This is a genomic window from Citrobacter amalonaticus, from assembly GCF_037053465.1.
Lineage (GTDB): Bacteria > Pseudomonadota > Gammaproteobacteria > Enterobacterales > Enterobacteriaceae > Citrobacter_A > Citrobacter_A amalonaticus_H.
Window position 1 is genome coordinate 366,627 of record NZ_JBALIF010000004.1, and the last position, 16,632, is coordinate 383,258.

Here is a 16,632-nt window from a genome sequence, read left to right on the forward strand (position 1 = left end):
CCGGATAAGGCGTAGCCGCCATCCGGCACCGACTGGCGAAGCGTAATCAGAGAATACCTGCCTGATAGAAATCCTGCAGGTTGATGGCGCCAGTGAGTTTACCGTTTTCATCCACCACCGGGGCGGCGGTGATTTTGCGCTTCATCAGGATCTCTTTGGCATCTATTGCGCGGCTTTCTGATTGCAGGGTGATGCCGTTGCGGGTCATCGCCTCGCTGACCGGCGTAGTGAGCGCACCACCGCCAACCAGCCAGCGGCGCAGGTCGCCATCGGTAAACACACCTTTCACCTGCATCTGATCGTCACAGACCGCAACCAGACCCAATCCGGTACGGCTTAATTCGAGCATCGCATCCATGACGCTGGTCGTAAGCTGAACCTGCGGAACGGCGTCGTCACGGCGCATCAGGTGATGCACTTTATTGAGCAAACGCGCGCCCAGCGCACCCGCCGGATGTGAACGGGCAAAATCTTCTTCGTTAAAACCGCGGGCCTGCATGACGGCCATCGCCAGCGCGTCACCCATCATCAGGGTGTTCACGGTGCTGGAAGTGGGGGCCAGATGCATCGGACAGGCTTCGCGCTCAACGGAGATATCCAGAACGGCTTTTGCCGCCAGGCCCAGCGGTGAGTTGGGTTTGCCGGTCATCGCCAGCAGGGCGATCGATTTATCTTCCAGTCGTGGGATGATGAGATCCAGCTCTTTTGCCCCGCCGGAATAGGAGATGAACAGCATCACGTCACGGCTTTCGATCATCCCCAGATCGCCATGCAGCGCCTCCGCGGGATGAACAAAAAAGGCGGGGGTGCCGGTACTGGCGAGCGTCGCGGCGATTTTTTTACCAATATGACCCGATTTACCAATCCCCGAGACAACCACTTTGCCTTCACAGTGGATGATGGTATTGGCGGCGCGGATAAAATCATCGCCCAGACGTTCCGGCAGACGGCTTGCTTCCTGTAACTCCAGCATTAATGTCTGACGGCCCGCGTTCAGTAGTGCATCACTCATTGGTTTCTCCGGTTATGATAACTTCAATCCCTTTCTCTTCCAGCGCCTGACGAAATGCAGGATCAATACCCGCATCGGTAATCAGCTTGTCGACGCTTTCCAGACTGCACACAATATTCGGACTTTTACGGCCGAATTTCGATGAATCTGCCATCAGGATCACTTCGCGTGCGGCGTTGCACATCGCTTTGCTGACGGTGTAGACCTCATTGAAGGTGGTCACGCCGGCATTGAGATCAATACCGTCGGTGCCCATGAAGAGTTTATCAAAACTGAACTGCTCAAAGGCGTTTTCCGCCAGTTGTCCGTGAAAGGAGGCGGATTTTTTACGAAACGTTCCGCCGGGCATCAGGATGGTTTGTTCGTTATCTAACTCTGACAGCGCATTGACAATGTGCAGGCTGTTGGTCATGACGGTGATATTGCTAAAGCGGGTAAGCATCGGCACCATCTGCAACACGGTACTGCCAGCGTCCAGAATGATGGAATCGCCATCGTGGATAAAACGGACAGCCGCTTCGGCGATACGTTCTTTTTTGTGCGTATTGATAAGCGTCTTGTGATCGATAGGCGGGTCGGACTCATCTTTGTTTAACATCACACCGCCATAGGTGCGAATGACAGTACCGGCATTTTCCAGGATGACGAGATCTTTGCGAATGGTGGTGCCCGTGGTGTCAAAGTGCTGGGCCAGTTCTTCCACTGAGCATTTCCCCTGCTTTTGCAGATGCTCCAGAATGGCAGCCTGACGCTGGCGAGGTTTCATAGGCGAAATTACCCTGAATTAAAGTTGTGAAATGATAATTTCGAAAGCGTTTAGCATTCACAACGAAATTACCCATGTTTCAGATTAAGCGCCAATGATAGTGCATTCTGCGATAACGGATCATGGGGAAAGATCACATCAGGCTGTAATTCAGTGAGATATTTGCCCTCAATGGTGGGAATTTTAATTGGTCTGGCGAATACAGTAAGACCTTTCATAAATAAAGTATCTGTTACCCGCTGATTCTCATCCAGTGCGATGGCGACAACAACGCGAGGCTTAAAACGGCCTCCTGAACGGCCCACACCAACGCGGCCCTGTTGACAAAGTTTGTCAAAGGCCTTGTTGAAGCGCGAGATCTGCCAGCCACCCAGCGCCAGTTGCGCACACCAGGCGATGACGGCGACAGTAATGAGTGCAGATACCATCATGTGCTCCTTTTATTTTGCCGGATGTCGGTTTTACCTTATCCGGCTTACAGGAAGGCCCGGTAAATGTAGCGCCACCGGGCGACATTCATTAAAACATCACCTGACCACCGGTGACGTTGATCGACTGCCCGGTGCAATACGACGCCTTCGTGCTTGCATAGAATAACAGCATGTTCAGGACATCCTGATAATCGCAGCCGCGCTTCAGCGGAACTTTATCAATGTAATACTGCTCCACTTCGCCAGGCTCGATCCCCAACTTAGTGGCGTACTGCGGCAGTAGCGACTGGAACATCGGAGATTTCAGCAGGTTGCCGAGCATCAGTGAGTGTACGGTGATTCCATATTCCGCCAGGTCCAGCGCCAGTGATTGCGTAAGCCCCACGCCGCCAAACTTTGCGGCGCTGTAGCCGGAGTTATGTTTGCTGCCCACTTTGCCGGATTTCGAGTTGATCTGAATAATGCGTCCCTGAATGCCATCGCGGATCATCAGACGGGAGAATTCGCGTGCGCAGAGGAAATAACCCACCAGATTCACCTGCAATGAGCGGTCAAAATCACCGAGCTGGAAGTCACTGATAAACGCCGCTTTAGCGATCCCCGCGCTGTAAACCAGCAGATCAACGCGGCCAAAGATCTCATCCACACCGCGAGAGAGCGCCAGCACACTCTGTTCGCTGGTGGCGTCAGCGCCAAAGCCATACGCCATACCTTCGCCAAATTCCGCGTTAATCTCCCGCGCGATATTCGCGGCTTTATCACTCTGAATATCTACCACCGCAACGCGATAACCGTCCGCGGCAAGCCCACGGCAAAGGAATGCCCCCAGGGTCTGTCCTCCACCAATGACAACGGCAACCTGATTCATTTTTCTCTCCTTAAGCGACAAACTTCAAAATACAGCCCGGCGCGATGTCGTCCGGTACTGGCCCCGCGACGTGTACGGTGCCGGGAAATTCGGCTTCACTCAGCCCATCGAAACGCAGGGTGATATGCCCCAGTTCACGTAAATTCTGTTCGGCCACGCTGCCGACGGCGGTGACCGGATAACGATGCTGACCCAGTTCAAACTGCGCGCCGGCCCGCAGCGTTCCGTTCAGTTCGCCATGACAATGGATAAAGCAAAATTCCTCGATATCCGCAGGCGCGCCTTCACGAAAGGTAATCAGCATCTGATCGCAGAGCGCATCCGGTGCGCTCTGACCGATACGGGTGATGGTGGTCTGATAAATAACGGTCATGTCGACACCTCTTATTGATAAATAAAGCCGGAAACAAACCAGGCGATGAGAACGGTAGGCGCACCGGTCAGGAAGCGGCTGACCAGCACAGAGGGCACGCCGACGCGAACGGTGTCCTGGCGGGCTTCTGCCAGTGACAGGCCGACCGGGATGAAGTCACAGGCCGCCTGAGCGTTAATAGCAAACAGAGCGGGCAGCGCCAGATGCGGCGGAATATTACCCAGACCAATTTGCACGCCGATCAGCACGCCAATCACCTGTGCGATCACCGCACCCGGGCCGAGGAACGGCGACAGCAGTGGGAACGAACAGATCAGCGCCAGCGTCACCAGCCCCAGCGGATGACTGGCAAGCGGTGCCAGACCGTGGGCTATCCAGTCGCCAAGCCCTGAAGCCATGATGATGCCGATAAGCGCTGAGACGAACGCCATAAAGGGCAGAATGGTTTTCAGCACCGTATCAATGGTGTCGCGGCCAGACTGGAACAGCACCGCCACCGCGGAGCCCATCCCCATGCCGACTTTTGCCAGCAGGCCGTCGCTCTGTTCGGTGATCTTCTTGCTGGTATCGTAGTCACGCCCGGCAGTTGTGTTTGTTGGCTGCGGTGCGACAGATGCGTCGTCCACGACAGTAATGTTCTCTTCTTTGACGCCGGAGACGTAGATATCTTCGACGATAAACTGGGCCAGCGGCCCCGATTTCCCGGTCGAGTGAATGTTCACGGTCGGAATGCGGCGTTTGGGATAGATCCCGCAGCGCAATGTCCCGCCGCAGTCGATAATCGCGACGCCAATTTCATCCTCCGGCGGTTCGCCTTCTTTAAATCCGTCGACGGCCTGCCAGCCGGTTAACTGCGCCAGCTTGTCCACAATCGCCGGGCGCGTACCTGCGGTGATATAGACAATTTTTTTCCCGGCGATCGCTTCCAGTTCTAACGGACCACCCCATCCGCCGGTCCCTTTTTCAATACGAATACGCGTCATGATGTCGCTCCTGCCAGATGGACTTTCTGCTCAAGTTGGATACCCATCTTTTTCTCAAAGATGGAGGTCGTCAGGTCGGTGACCCAGCCCCGGAAGAAGTTGGTAACCAGTCCGACCAACAGGTAGCTCACCGCCAGTGGACCGAGTGGAAGACCTAATGTGGTCAGTCCGCTGGCAATACCGAGGTAAACGAACAGTTCGCCTGGGTTGATATGCGGAAACAGACCGTTCATAGAGTGGCAGCTATACGAGGCCGCCGCGTAATAACTGGGCTTGTATTTCTCTGGCATAAAGCGACCCAGACTCAGCGTCATGGGGTTACAAAAAACAAACGTGCCGATAAAGGGCAGAATTAAGTAACGGGATAACGGGTTGCCGGCACAGCGCTGTGCGAAACGCTCGATCCGCTGCTGGCCGATAAAGTTGATCAGCGCATTCATGATGACCAGAAGGCTAATCAGCAGTGGAAGAATGCCGGTGACCATTCCGGTAAACACTTCTCCACCTTTCTGGAACAGCCCGATGAACCACTCTGCTCCATGTGTAATGGTTTCGATCATTGTTCTCTCCTGTAGGGATTTTTAGTTATCTTGCGAATGGGTGAGTTATTTTAATCAAATTGAAAGATATAAAAGTGTTATTTTGATCTCAAAATGAAAGTAAAATATTTTAAATTGAAAGTTTTTCCGTTGAAGGGGGATCTGCCAGGGGGCAACCAAAAGGGAGCAATGGATAAATTGTGTGGCGGAAAGGGGTTGGCACTTCCTTGTAGGACGAAGGATGCTTTACCATACTTCCCTCTGGATGAATCTGTTTAATGGATGTCTCATGTTCAAGCGTCGTTATGTAGCATTACTTCCCCTTTTTGTGTTACTGGCTGCCTGTAGCAGCAAACCGAAACCTCAAGAGACTCAAACGACCACAGGAACGCCTTCTGGCGGCTTCCTGCTTGAGCCCCAGCACAATGTGATGCAGATGGGCGGCGATTTTGCCAACAACCCGAATGCCCAACAGTTCATCGAGAAGATGGTGAACAAACATGGTTTTGATCGTCAGCAGCTTCAGGAAATTCTTTCACAGGCAAAGCGTCTGGATTACGTGTTGCGTCTGATGGACAGGCAGGCGCCGACCACCCAGCCGCCAGCCGGGCCTAACGGCGCATGGTTACGTTATCGCAAACAATTTATTACCCCCGATAACGTGCAAAATGGCGTGGCGTTCTGGAATCAATATGAAGATGCACTGAACCGCGCATGGCAGGTCTACGGCGTTCCACCGGAAATCATCGTCGGGATTATTGGCGTAGAAACCCGCTGGGGACGCGTGATGGGAAAAACGCGCATTCTGGATGCGCTGGCGACGCTGTCGTTTAACTATCCACGCCGTGCTGAGTACTTCTCTGGCGAACTGGAAACATTCCTGCTGATGGCGCGTAATGAACAGGATGATCCGTTGGATCTGAAAGGTTCTTTCGCGGGAGCGATGGGCTACGGACAGTTTATGCCGTCTTCCTATAAAGAGCTGGCGGTGGATTTCAACGGTGACGGTCATATTAACCTGTGGGATCCGGTTGATGCGATCGGTAGCGTGGCGAATTACTTCAAAGCTCACGGCTGGGTGAAGGGCGACGCCGTGGCGGTGATGGCCAACGGTCAGGCTCCGGGACTGGAGAATGGCTTCAAAACGCAATACAGCATTTCTCAACTGGCTGCCGCCGGACTCACGCCGCAGCAACCGTTGGGCAATCATCAACAGGCGAGTTTGCTGCGCCTGGATATCGGTACCGGATACCAGTACTGGTACGGCTTACCTAACTTCTATGCCATCACCCGCTATAACCACAGCACACACTATGCTATGGCGGTGTGGCAGTTGGGCCAGGCGGTGGCGCTGGCGCGCGTGCAGTAGTTTTCTTTTTTCGGACAACCGGCCTGCTAAATGGTTTTTCCGCAGGCCGGATAAGGCATCGCCGCCCTACGGCGCGTTATCAACGTATTTTTCTGAATCCCCCTCGTAAAATTGTCACCTCATCCCCATCTCTGCCGGGAAAGTGCTATCTTGTCCGGCATATTTTTAACTGACAGAGGCGGATATGACTGACAGTGAACTGATGCAGTTAAGTGAAAAGGTTGGTCTGGCATTAAAAGCGCGAGGCGCGACCGTGACCACGGCAGAGTCCTGCACTGGCGGTTGGGTGGCAAAAGCCATTACCGATATTGCCGGTAGCTCCGCATGGTTTGAGCGCGGTTTTGTCACCTACAGCAATGAAGCAAAATCGCAGATGATTGGCGTGCGCGAAGGGACGCTGGAACAGCATGGCGCAGTCAGTGAACCGGTGGTGGTAGAGATGGCGATCGGCGCACTGAAAGCGGCGCGCGCTGATTTCGCCGTTTCCATCAGCGGGATTGCCGGGCCGGATGGCGGCAGCGCCGAGAAACCGGTCGGCACTGTCTGGTTCGCCTTTGCCAGTGCGCGTGGGGAAGGGGTTACCCGCCGGGAATGTTTCAGTGGCGACCGGGATGCCGTGCGTCGACAGGCCACGGTTTATGTGCTGCAAACCCTGTGGCAACAATTTCTACAAAACACTTGATACTGTATGACTATACAGTATAATTGCGACAACAGTACAGAATTCACTATCCGGTTTTAGCCGGCATGACAGGAGTAATTAATGGCTATCGACGAAAACAAACAGAAAGCGTTGGCGGCAGCGCTGGGCCAGATCGAAAAGCAATTCGGTAAAGGCTCCATCATGCGCCTGGGTGAAGACCGTTCCATGGATGTGGAAACGATCTCCACAGGTTCGCTTTCACTGGATATTGCGCTGGGCGCAGGCGGTCTGCCAATGGGCCGTATCGTCGAAATCTACGGGCCGGAATCTTCCGGTAAAACCACGCTGACGCTGCAGGTCATTGCCGCAGCGCAGCGCGAAGGCAAAACCTGTGCGTTTATCGATGCTGAACACGCGCTGGACCCCATTTACGCACGTAAGCTGGGTGTCGATATTGACAACCTGCTGTGTTCCCAGCCTGACACCGGTGAACAGGCGCTGGAAATCTGTGATGCGCTGGCGCGTTCTGGTGCCGTTGACGTTATCGTTGTTGACTCCGTGGCGGCGTTGACGCCGAAAGCGGAAATCGAAGGCGAAATCGGCGACTCTCACATGGGCCTCGCGGCGCGTATGATGAGCCAGGCGATGCGTAAACTGGCGGGTAACCTGAAGCAGTCCAATACGCTGCTGATCTTCATCAACCAGATCCGTATGAAAATTGGTGTGATGTTCGGTAACCCGGAAACCACCACCGGTGGTAACGCGCTGAAATTCTACGCGTCAGTTCGTCTGGACATCCGTCGTATCGGCGCGGTGAAAGAGGGCGATAACGTGGTGGGTAGCGAAACACGCGTGAAAGTGGTGAAAAACAAAATCGCTGCACCGTTTAAACAGGCTGAATTCCAGATCCTCTATGGTGAAGGTATCAACTTCTATGGCGAGCTGGTCGATCTGGGCGTGAAAGAGAAGCTGATCGAGAAAGCGGGCGCATGGTACAGCTACAACGGTGAAAAAATTGGTCAGGGTAAAGCCAATGCGACAACCTGGCTGAAAGAAAATCCGGCCACGGCGAAAGAAATTGAGAAGAAAGTCCGCGAGATGCTGCTCAATAACCAGGACGCTAAACCTGACTTCGCTGTGGATGACGGTGAAGACGTTGCGGAAACCAACGAAGATTTTTAATCGTCAGGGGTTGTTTGTCCGGATAACGCAAAACTGCCATCCGGCAAAAAGTTGAATTACACTCAAGGGCTGCATTGATGCAGCCCTTTTTGCATTTCTGATTTCGAAGGTTGTTATGAGTGACGCTACACCGCGGCGACCCGCGTATTCCCGGCTGTTAGATCGCGCTGTGCGTATCCTCGCGGTTCGTGACCACAGCGAGCAAGAATTACGACGCAAGCTTGCCGCCCCGGTAATGGGGAAAAATGGACCGGAAGAGATTGATGCGACAGCAGACGATTATGACCGCGTGATCGCCTGGTGCTATGAGCATCATTATCTTGATGATGAGCGCTTTATCTCGCGCTTTATCGCTGGCCGCAGCCGTAAAGGATATGGTCCGGCGCGTGTTCGTCAGGAGCTGAATCAAAAGGGGATTGCGCGCGAATTGACGGAAAAAGCGATGCGGGAATGCGATATCGACTGGTGCTTCCTGGCGCGCGAGCAGGCGGTGCGCAAGTATGGTGATCCGCTGCCAACTACTTTTTCGGAAAAGGTTAAGATACAGCGGTTTTTACTTTATCGCGGGTATCTGATGGAGGATATTCAGGAAATATGGCGAAATTTTGACGAATGAGCGCATACGGGATTTTACTTCCCCGTAAAGAAAACTTATCTTATTCCCACTTTTTCCAGTTGCCGGTGGCCCAGTCAATCAAGAGCCGTTGCTGGTAATGATTTTTCGTTAGCTTGATTTCAGGATAATTATGAGCAAGAGCACCGCTGAGATCCGTCAGGCGTTTCTCGACTTTTTCCATAGTAAAGGACATCAGGTAGTTGCCAGCAGCTCCCTGGTGCCAAACAATGACCCAACTTTGTTGTTTACCAACGCCGGGATGAACCAGTTCAAGGACGTTTTCCTTGGGCTCGACAAGCGTAATTATTCCCGCGCAACCACATCTCAACGCTGCGTGCGTGCGGGTGGTAAGCACAACGATCTGGAAAACGTTGGTTACACTGCACGTCACCATACCTTCTTCGAAATGCTGGGCAACTTCAGCTTCGGCGACTATTTCAAACATGATGCAATCCAGTTCGCGTGGGAACTGCTGACCGGTGAAAACTGGTTTGCTCTGCCGAAAGAACGTTTGTGGGTGACCGTCTACGAAACAGACGATGAAGCCTATGAAATCTGGGAAAAAGAAGTTGGTATTCCTCGCGAGCGTATTATCCGCATCGGTGATAACAAAGGCGCGGCCTATGCGTCTGACAACTTCTGGCAGATGGGTGACACCGGTCCGTGCGGTCCGTGTACTGAGATTTTCTACGATCATGGCGACCATATCTGGGGCGGACCTCCGGGAAGCCCGGAAGAAGACGGCGATCGCTACATCGAGATCTGGAACATCGTCTTTATGCAGTTCAACCGTCAGGTCGACGGGACTATGGAACCGTTGCCGAAGCCGTCTGTTGATACCGGGATGGGTCTGGAACGTATTGCGGCCGTGCTGCAACACGTTAATTCTAACTATGAAATTGACCTGTTCCGCACGCTGATTGAAGCCGTAGCGAAAGTGACCGGGGCAACCGACCTGAGCAACAAATCGCTGCGCGTGATTGCAGACCACATTCGTTCCTGTGCATTCCTGATTGCCGATGGCGTTGTTCCCTCGAACGAGAACCGTGGCTATGTTCTGCGTCGTATCATCCGTCGCGCGGTGCGTCACGGGAATATGCTTGGCGCGAAAGAGACCTTCTTCTACAAACTGGTGGGTCCACTGGTTGATGTGATGGGGTCGGCGGGCGAAGAACTGAAACGTCAGCAGGCTCAGGTTGAGCAGGTTCTGAAAACAGAAGAAGAGCAGTTTGCCCGTACGCTGGAGCGTGGTCTGGCACTGCTGGATGAAGAACTGGCGAAACTGACCGGCGATACGCTGGACGGTGAAACGGCATTCCGCCTGTATGACACCTACGGTTTCCCGGTTGACCTGACGGCTGACGTTTGCCGCGAACGCAATATCAAAGTGGATGAAGCCGGATTTGAAGCCGCAATGGAAGAGCAGCGCCGTCGCGCTCGCGAAGCCAGCGGTTTTGGCGCGGACTATAACGCGATGATCCGCGTGGATAGCGCCTCTGAGTTTAAAGGCTACGATCATCTGGAACTGAACGGCAACGTCACGGCGCTGTTTGTCGATGGAAAAGCCGTTGATGCGATCGCAGCCGGTCAGGAGGCCGTCGTCGTCCTTGATCAGACGCCGTTCTATGCGGAGTCAGGTGGTCAGGTTGGCGATAAGGGCGAACTGAAAGGCGCGGGTTTCACCTTCGTGGTGAATGACACGCAAAAATACGGTCAGGCGATTGGTCACCTCGGCAAGCTGTCTGCGGGTTCTCTGAAAGTGGGCGATGCGGTACAGGCTGATGTAGATGAAGCGCGACGCGCGCGTATCCGTCTGAACCACTCCGCAACGCACCTGATGCACGCGGCGCTGCGCCAGATTCTGGGCACACACGTGGCGCAGAAAGGCTCGCTGGTCAATGACAAAGTGCTGCGTTTCGACTTCTCGCATAATGAAGCGATGAAACCGGCTGAAATTCGCGCGGTTGAAGATCTGGTGAACGCGCAGATTCGTCGTAACCTGCCGGTTGAAACAAACGTGATGGACCTCGACGCGGCGAAAGCAAAAGGCGCAATGGCGCTGTTCGGTGAGAAATATGACGAGCGTGTTCGCGTGTTGAGCATGGGCGATTTCTCGACCGAGCTGTGCGGCGGCACACACGCCAGCCGTACCGGTGATATTGGTCTGTTCCGCATTGTTTCGGAGTCGGGGACAGCAGCAGGTGTCCGTCGTATTGAAGCGGTAACGGGTGAGGGCGCTATTGCGACTGTGCATGCAGAAAGCGATCGCCTGACCGATATCGCGCATCTGTTGAAGGGCGACAGCCAGAACCTGGGCGAGAAAGTGCGTTCAGTGCTGGAACGTACTCGTCAGCTTGAGAAAGAGCTTCAACAGTTGAAAGAACAGGCTGCGGCGCAGGAAAGTGCGAATCTTTCCAGCAAAGCGGTTGATATCAATGGCGTTAAGCTGTTGGTGAGTGAGCTTGCGGGTGTTGAGCCGAAAATGCTGCGTACCATGGTTGATGATCTGAAAAATCAACTGGGGTCGACAATTATCGTGCTGGCAACGTCAGCTGAAGGTAAGGTTTCTCTGATTGCTGGTGTCTCTAAGGATGTGACTGACCGTGTCAAAGCAGGGGAACTGGTGGGTATGGTCGCTCAGCAGGTGGGCGGTAAGGGTGGTGGTCGTCCGGACATGGCGCAAGCCGGTGGTACGGATGCGTCTGCTCTGCCTGCAGCGTTAGCCAGTGTGCAAGCCTGGGTCAGCGCAAAACTATAAAATATATACACAAAATCATTCATGCTACGTCAAGGCGGCAAGTGAATGAGTCCCTGGCGCGTACAGGTCGTACGTGACGGGGATAAGTGAGCGGAGCCAACGCAGAAGCAGCCTGAAGGATTAAGTGTATAAGCGTTAGCTGATGCCGTGGGTAAGTATTCCGCGGCGTTTGCATCAACGTTGTTGATAACGATAAAGTCGGGTTGAAGTTGTGTATATCGGCTAAACTTAGGTTTAACAGAATGTGATGCCGTGACTGCTTACATGTAATGTGTTTGTCATCGCTTACTTTTTGGCGTTATATGATGGATAATGCCGGGATACAGAGAGACCCGACTCTTTTAATCTTTCAAGGAGCAAAGAATGCTGATTCTGACTCGTCGAGTTGGTGAGACCCTCATGATTGGCGATGAGGTCACCGTGACAGTTTTAGGGGTGAAGGGCAACCAGGTACGCATCGGCGTAAACGCCCCGAAAGAAGTGTCTGTCCATCGTGAAGAGATCTACCAGCGTATCCAGGCTGAAAAATCCCAGCAGTCCAGTTACTAAGGTTTCTGCGTCTCACCGGGACTGGTGAGGCGCAACCTGCCTTTCTTGCACGTCCCTCTCTTTATCGTTTCTCTACTGCAGTTTTGCCTGTTTTATACAGGATTCGTACATTACATTCCTTTTCCATTAAAGCCGACATCTGCCCCAGAGACCGATTTATCTGTTGATAAAACACTCTTTTTGCCGTTTTTGCAGACTAATTGAACGTGAAGTGTGCAAACGATAAAAGCTCAGGAAAAAGTGTTTGACTTATAAGTCCCAGAAAGTAATATGTGCGCCACGCAGCGACGATGAGCGGTTACACGTTCTTCGAAGCACTCGTAAGAGGCGTGTGGTGAGGTGGCCGAGAGGCTGAAGGCGCTCCCCTGCTAAGGGAGTATGCGGTCAAAAGCTGCATCCGGGGTTCGAATCCCCGCCTCACCGCCATTTGCATCCGTAGCTCAGCTGGATAGAGTACTCGGCTACGAACCGAGCGGTCGGAGGTTCGAATCCTCCCGGATGCACCATCTCTTACTTGGTCCTGCTTTTATGCAGTATCAATATCGATAGTAAAATATGTTTTCCGATGCATCCGTAGCTCAGCTGGATAGAGTACTCGGCTACGAACCGAGCGGTCGGAGGTTCGAATCCTCCCGGATGCACCATATTCCCCACGTTTTCAGCAATGAAGTCGTGGACAAGGTGGCGGTAGTAACCGCAAGCACCAGGGGGATAACGTTGCCTCAGCAACGGCCCGAAGGGCGAGCCGCAAGGCGAGTCATCCTCCCGGATGCACCATCTCTTACCTGGTCCTGCTTTTATGCAGTATCAATATCGATAGTAAAATACGTTTTCCGATGCATCCGTAGCTCAGCTGGATAGAGTACTCGGCTACGAACCGAGCGGTCGGAGGTTCGAATCCTCCCGGATGCACCATATTCCCCACGTTTTCAGCAATGAAGTCGTGAACAAGGTGGCGGTAGTAACCGCAGGCACCAGGGAGGATAACGTTGCCTCAGCAACGGCCCGAAGGGCGAGGCGCAGCCGAGTCATCCTCCCGGATGCACCATCTTCTCGGAAATAACAGCAAGTTCGTTGTCTCGCGCAATTTTCCATCCCCTTTATCTCTTCACTCTGAATAATCCTCAGCATCACCGTCAGCGACAAAACCTATCAATTGCGATAAAGTAACATCTGTTTATTTGGTGGATGAGAACGCAATGTACGAACGTTATGCGGGTCTGATTTTCGATATGGATGGCACTATCCTTGATACGGAGCCGACGCACCGTAAGGCGTGGGATGAAGTGTTAGGCCGCTATGGTCTGCGTTTTGACCTGCAGGCGATGATCGCCCTGAACGGCTCACCCACCTGGCGGATTGCGCAGTCCATCATTGAGCTGAACCATGCCGATCTCGACCCCCATGCGTTAGCCCGCGAAAAGACCGCAGCGGTAAAGAGTATGTTGCTCGACAGCGTCGAGCCGCTTCCACTGGTTGAGGTGGTGAAAGCGTGGCATGGTCGTCGCCCGATGTCCGTCGGAACCGGCAGCGAAAGCGCGATTGCGGAAGCGTTGTTGGCTCATCTGGGGCTGCGTCGCTATTTTGATGCCGTTGTCGCCGCCGATCATGTTCAGCATCATAAACCTGCGCCAGATACTTTCCTGCTTTGTGCAGAACGTATGGGCGTGCCTCCAACACAGTGTGTGGTATTCGAAGATGCTGATTTCGGGATTCAGGCTGCCCGCGCCGCAGGGATGGATGCAGTGGATGTTCGGCTCTTGTGAGTGACGGACTGTCACTTCTGTCATTGTTTGCCAGCAGTTTTCTCAGCGCGACGCTGTTGCCCGGCAACTCAGAAATCGTTCTGGTTGCGATGTTGCTTTCCGGCCTCAGTCACCCGTGGGTCTTAGTCTTAACAGCAACAATGGGTAATAGCCTTGGAGGGTTAACTAACGTTATCCTTGGGCGTTTCTTTCCTCTGCGCAAAACATCGCGCTGGCAGGAAAAAGCCACTGGCTGGCTTAGTCGCTACGGCGCAGTCACACTATTATTAAGCTGGATGCCGGTTGTGGGTGATTTGCTGTGCCTGTTAGCGGGATGGATGCGCCTCTCATGGGGGCCAGTGCTCTTTTTTTTATGCCTTGGCAAAGCGCTGCGCTATATTGTTGTCGCGGCCGCTACCGTACAAGGCATAACCTGGTGGCACTAATTGTGCCTGGGGATAGCCTTTAGGGTTACCACTACAATTATGCTAATTAAAACGATTTTGACAGGCGGGAGGTCAATTTGATCCCGGACGTATCACAGGCGCTGGCCTGGCTGGAAAAACATCCTCAGGCATTACAGGGGATTCAGCGCGGGCTGGAGCGCGAAACACTGCGCGTTAATGCGGATGGCACGTTGGCGACAACGGGGCATCCTGAAACGTTAGGCTCCGCGCTGACGCACAAATGGATTACCACCGATTTCGCGGAAGCGTTACTGGAATTTATTACACCGGTTGATGGTGATATCCAGCACATGCTGACGTTCATGCGTGACCTGCATCGTTATACGGCCAGAAAGATAGGTGATGAGCGCATGTGGCCGCTCAGCATGCCGTGCTACATTGCCGAAGGCCAGGATATTGAACTGGCGCAGTATGGCACATCGAATATTGGTCGCATGAAGACGTTATATCGTGAAGGGTTGAAAAACCGTTACGGCGCGTTGATGCAAACCATTTCCGGCGTGCACTACAACTTTTCACTGCCGATGGCATTCTGGCAGGCGAAATGTGGTGTGACGGAAGGCGAAGAAGCGAAAGAGAAAATCTCCGCTGGCTATTTTCGCTTGATCCGCAACTATTACCGCTTTGGTTGGGTCATTCCTTATCTGTTCGGCGCGTCTCCGGCGATTTGCTCTTCTTTCCTGCAGGGTAAGCCGACCACATTGCCGTTTGAGAAAACTGACTGCGGGATGTACTACCTGCCGTATGCGACCTCGCTGCGTCTGAGTGATCTTGGTTATACCAATAAGTCGCAAAGCAATCTCGGTATTACGTTTAACGATCTCAATGAATATGTGGCAGGATTGAAGCGGGCGATTAAAACGCCTTCTGAAGAGTATGCTGCGGTAGGGCTGGAGAGAGACGGTAAGCGCCTGCAAATCAACAGCAACGTGCTACAAATTGAAAATGAACTGTATGCGCCTATTCGTCCGAAGCGCGTCACGCGTAGCGGAGAGTCGCCTTCAGATGCGCTTCTGCGTGGTGGTATCGAATACATTGAAGTCCGTTCACTGGATATCAATCCGTTCTCTCCGATTGGTGTAGACGAGCAGCAGGTGCGATTCCTTGACCTGTTTATGGTCTGGTGCGTGCTGGCTGATGCGCCGGAAATGAGCAGCAGCGAACTGCTGTGTACGCGCACTAACTGGAATCGGGTGATTCTGGAAGGACGTAAACCGGGTCTGACTCTGGGCATCGGCTGTGAAACCGCTCAGTTCCCGCTGCCTGAAGTGGGAAAAGATCTCTTCCGCGATCTGAAGCGCGTAGCGCAAACGCTGGACAGCATCCACGGCGGAGAGGATTATCAGAAAGTCTGTGACGAACTGGTTGCCTGCTTCGATAACCCCGAGCTGACGTTCTCTGCGCGTATTCTGCGGTCCATGATTGATACAGGCATTAACGGCACGGGTAAGGCGCTGGGCGAAGCATATCGCAATCTGCTACGTGAAGAGCCGCTGGAAATTTTACAGGAAGCGGACTTTGTGACGGAACGTGATGCTTCACAACGCCGTCAGCGTGAGATTGAAGCGGCGGATACCGAGCCATTTGAAAGCTGGCTGGATAAGCAGGCCTGACAGAAAAGAAAAAGGCCACTGGTAAGTGGCCAAAATTTCATCTCTGAAGAACAGTGATGATGATAACAAATGCGCGTCTTTCATATACTCAGACTCGCCCCGGAACGAAGAGTTCAGTTTATTTATAAAAATATTATCGGAGGTGGCTAAATGCCGTTGTTAGATAGCTTCACTGTCGATCATACCCGGATGGAAGCACCTGCAGTCCGTGTTGCGAAAACGATGAACACCCCGCATGGCGATGCCATTACCGTGTTTGATCTGCGCTTTTGCATTCCAAACAAAGAGGTCATGCCGGAGAAAGGGATTCACACGCTGGAGCATCTGTTCGCAGGCTTCATGCGCAATCACCTCAATGGCGATGGTGTTGAGATTATCGATATCTCCCCGATGGGCTGCCGTACCGGTTTCTATATGAGCCTGATTGGTACGCCTGACGAGCAGCGTGTGGCCGATGCCTGGAAAGCAGCGATGGCGGATGTGTTAAAAGTGCAGGATCAGAATCAGATCCCGGAGCTGAACGTTTACCAGTGCGGTACGTATCAGATGCACTCGCTGAGCGAAGCACAGGATATCGCACGCCACATTCTGGAACACGATGTGCGTGTGAACAGTAATGAAGAGCTGGCGCTGCCGAAAGAGAAGCTGCAGGAACTGCATATCTAGTGGTGATGCCGTAGCGCCACCTGATACAAAAAAGCCAGTTCAGTTGAACTGG

Annotated in this window: 17 protein-coding genes and 4 tRNA genes; 14 read left to right on the forward strand and 7 right to left on the reverse strand. The window is 53.2% G+C overall.

Annotated elements, in window-relative coordinates:
* Positions 1-46: 46 nt before the first annotated feature.
* The 7 genes from gutQ to srlA all read right to left on the reverse strand — a co-directional run bounded on the left by gutQ (position 47) and on the right by srlA (position 4,993).
* Complete coding sequence (gene gutQ, locus WB371_RS09425) at positions 47-1,012, reverse strand: arabinose-5-phosphate isomerase GutQ (RefSeq protein WP_336219800.1); 966 nt, start codon at positions 1,010-1,012, stop codon at positions 47-49.
* Positions 1,005-1,778, reverse strand: coding sequence for a glucitol operon DNA-binding transcriptional repressor SrlR (srlR, locus tag WB371_RS09430; RefSeq protein ID WP_336219801.1), 774 nt, complete (start codon positions 1,776-1,778; stop codon positions 1,005-1,007). The genes gutQ and srlR overlap by 8 nt, the downstream gene beginning before the upstream one ends.
* A 68-nt stretch (positions 1,779-1,846) precedes the next feature.
* Positions 1,847-2,206 (reverse strand): transcriptional regulator GutM, encoded by a 360-nt coding sequence (gene gutM, locus WB371_RS09435; RefSeq protein ID WP_336219871.1) that lies wholly within the window; start codon positions 2,204-2,206, stop codon positions 1,847-1,849.
* Between the two features lie 91 nt (positions 2,207-2,297).
* Positions 2,298-3,077, reverse strand: a complete 780-nt coding sequence (gene srlD / locus WB371_RS09440) for a sorbitol-6-phosphate dehydrogenase (RefSeq protein WP_336219803.1) — start codon at positions 3,075-3,077, stop codon at positions 2,298-2,300.
* Positions 3,078-3,087: 10 nt separating this feature from the next.
* Entirely contained in the window at positions 3,088-3,450 is a 363-nt protein-coding gene (srlB, locus tag WB371_RS09445; protein WP_336219804.1) for a PTS glucitol/sorbitol transporter subunit IIA, read from the reverse strand.
* An 11-nt stretch (positions 3,451-3,461) separates the two neighbouring features.
* Entirely contained in the window at positions 3,462-4,433 is a 972-nt protein-coding gene (gene srlE / locus WB371_RS09450; protein ID WP_336219805.1) for a PTS glucitol/sorbitol transporter subunit IIB, read from the reverse strand.
* Positions 4,430-4,993, reverse strand: a complete 564-nt coding sequence (gene srlA, locus WB371_RS09455; protein ID WP_046486371.1) for a PTS glucitol/sorbitol transporter subunit IIC — start codon at positions 4,991-4,993, stop codon at positions 4,430-4,432. The genes srlE and srlA overlap by 4 nt, the downstream gene beginning before the upstream one ends.
* Before the next feature lie 268 nt (positions 4,994-5,261).
* Between srlA and mltB the strand changes: the two genes are divergently transcribed.
* From mltB to luxS, 14 genes are all read left to right on the forward strand, one after another.
* Complete coding sequence (gene mltB / locus WB371_RS09460; RefSeq protein ID WP_336219807.1) at positions 5,262-6,341, forward strand: lytic murein transglycosylase B; 1,080 nt, start codon at positions 5,262-5,264, stop codon at positions 6,339-6,341.
* Between the two features lie 184 nt (positions 6,342-6,525).
* Complete coding sequence (pncC, locus tag WB371_RS09465) at positions 6,526-7,023, forward strand: nicotinamide-nucleotide amidase (RefSeq protein WP_336219808.1); 498 nt, start codon at positions 6,526-6,528, stop codon at positions 7,021-7,023.
* 81 nt (positions 7,024-7,104) lie between these two features.
* Positions 7,105-8,166, forward strand: coding sequence for a recombinase RecA (recA, locus tag WB371_RS09470; RefSeq protein ID WP_336219810.1), 1,062 nt, complete (start codon positions 7,105-7,107; stop codon positions 8,164-8,166).
* 115 nt (positions 8,167-8,281) lie between these two features.
* Positions 8,282-8,782, forward strand: a complete 501-nt coding sequence (gene recX, locus WB371_RS09475) for a recombination regulator RecX (protein WP_336219811.1) — start codon at positions 8,282-8,284, stop codon at positions 8,780-8,782.
* A 130-nt stretch (positions 8,783-8,912) separates the two neighbouring features.
* Positions 8,913-11,540, forward strand: coding sequence for an alanine--tRNA ligase (alaS, locus tag WB371_RS09480; RefSeq protein ID WP_336219812.1), 2,628 nt, complete (start codon positions 8,913-8,915; stop codon positions 11,538-11,540).
* Between the two features lie 363 nt (positions 11,541-11,903).
* Complete coding sequence (gene csrA / locus WB371_RS09485) at positions 11,904-12,089, forward strand: carbon storage regulator CsrA (RefSeq protein ID WP_000906486.1); 186 nt, start codon at positions 11,904-11,906, stop codon at positions 12,087-12,089.
* A gap of 333 nt (positions 12,090-12,422) precedes the next feature.
* Positions 12,423-12,515, forward strand: a tRNA-Ser gene (locus tag WB371_RS09490).
* 3 nt (positions 12,516-12,518) lie between these two features.
* Positions 12,519-12,595 (forward strand) — tRNA-Arg (locus WB371_RS09495).
* A gap of 61 nt (positions 12,596-12,656) precedes the next feature.
* Positions 12,657-12,733, forward strand: a tRNA-Arg gene (locus WB371_RS09500).
* Positions 12,734-12,927: 194 nt separating this feature from the next.
* Positions 12,928-13,004 (forward strand) — tRNA-Arg (locus WB371_RS09505).
* A 284-nt stretch (positions 13,005-13,288) separates the two neighbouring features.
* Positions 13,289-13,855: a fructose-1-phosphate/6-phosphogluconate phosphatase gene (gene yqaB, locus WB371_RS09510; RefSeq protein WP_336219813.1), complete on the forward strand. Its 567-nt coding sequence runs from the start codon at positions 13,289-13,291 to the stop codon at positions 13,853-13,855.
* On the forward strand, positions 13,852-14,280 hold the full coding sequence (locus WB371_RS09515) for a YqaA family protein (protein WP_336219814.1): 429 nt from the start codon (positions 13,852-13,854) through the stop codon (positions 14,278-14,280). Before yqaB ends, WB371_RS09515 begins: the two co-directional genes overlap by 4 nt.
* A gap of 77 nt (positions 14,281-14,357) precedes the next feature.
* On the forward strand, positions 14,358-15,914 hold the full coding sequence (gshA, locus tag WB371_RS09520; protein ID WP_336219815.1) for a glutamate--cysteine ligase: 1,557 nt from the start codon (positions 14,358-14,360) through the stop codon (positions 15,912-15,914).
* A gap of 150 nt (positions 15,915-16,064) precedes the next feature.
* Positions 16,065-16,580: an S-ribosylhomocysteine lyase gene (gene luxS, locus WB371_RS09525; RefSeq protein WP_336219816.1), complete on the forward strand. Its 516-nt coding sequence runs from the start codon at positions 16,065-16,067 to the stop codon at positions 16,578-16,580.
* The last annotated feature ends 52 nt before the right edge of the window (positions 16,581-16,632 follow it).

Excerpts from the sequence above, each read along its gene's own strand:
- gutQ (WP_336219800.1), bottom strand. The coding sequence starts at position 1,012 with ATGAGTGATGCACTACTGAACGCGGGCCGTCAGACATTAATGCTGGAG.
- srlR (WP_336219801.1), bottom strand. The coding sequence starts at position 1,778 with ATGAAACCTCGCCAGCGTCAGGCTGCCATTCTGGAGCATCTGCAAAAG.
- gutM (WP_336219871.1), bottom strand. The coding sequence starts at position 2,206 with ATGGTATCTGCACTCATTACTGTCGCCGTCATCGCCTGGTGTGCGCAA.
- srlD (WP_336219803.1), bottom strand. The coding sequence starts at position 3,077 with ATGAATCAGGTTGCCGTTGTCATTGGTGGAGGACAGACCCTGGGGGCA.
- srlB (WP_336219804.1), bottom strand. The coding sequence starts at position 3,450 with ATGACCGTTATTTATCAGACCACCATCACCCGTATCGGTCAGAGCGCA.
- srlE (WP_336219805.1), bottom strand. The coding sequence starts at position 4,433 with ATGACGCGTATTCGTATTGAAAAAGGGACCGGCGGATGGGGTGGTCCG.
- srlA (WP_046486371.1), bottom strand. The coding sequence starts at position 4,993 with ATGATCGAAACCATTACACATGGAGCAGAGTGGTTCATCGGGCTGTTC.
- mltB (WP_336219807.1), top strand. The coding sequence starts at position 5,262 with ATGTTCAAGCGTCGTTATGTAGCATTACTTCCCCTTTTTGTGTTACTG.
- pncC (WP_336219808.1), top strand. The coding sequence starts at position 6,526 with ATGACTGACAGTGAACTGATGCAGTTAAGTGAAAAGGTTGGTCTGGCA.
- recA (WP_336219810.1), top strand. The coding sequence starts at position 7,105 with ATGGCTATCGACGAAAACAAACAGAAAGCGTTGGCGGCAGCGCTGGGC.
- recX (WP_336219811.1), top strand. The coding sequence starts at position 8,282 with ATGAGTGACGCTACACCGCGGCGACCCGCGTATTCCCGGCTGTTAGAT.
- alaS (WP_336219812.1), top strand. The coding sequence starts at position 8,913 with ATGAGCAAGAGCACCGCTGAGATCCGTCAGGCGTTTCTCGACTTTTTC.
- csrA (WP_000906486.1), top strand. The coding sequence starts at position 11,904 with ATGCTGATTCTGACTCGTCGAGTTGGTGAGACCCTCATGATTGGCGAT.
- yqaB (WP_336219813.1), top strand. The coding sequence starts at position 13,289 with ATGTACGAACGTTATGCGGGTCTGATTTTCGATATGGATGGCACTATC.
- luxS (WP_336219816.1), top strand. The coding sequence starts at position 16,065 with ATGCCGTTGTTAGATAGCTTCACTGTCGATCATACCCGGATGGAAGCA.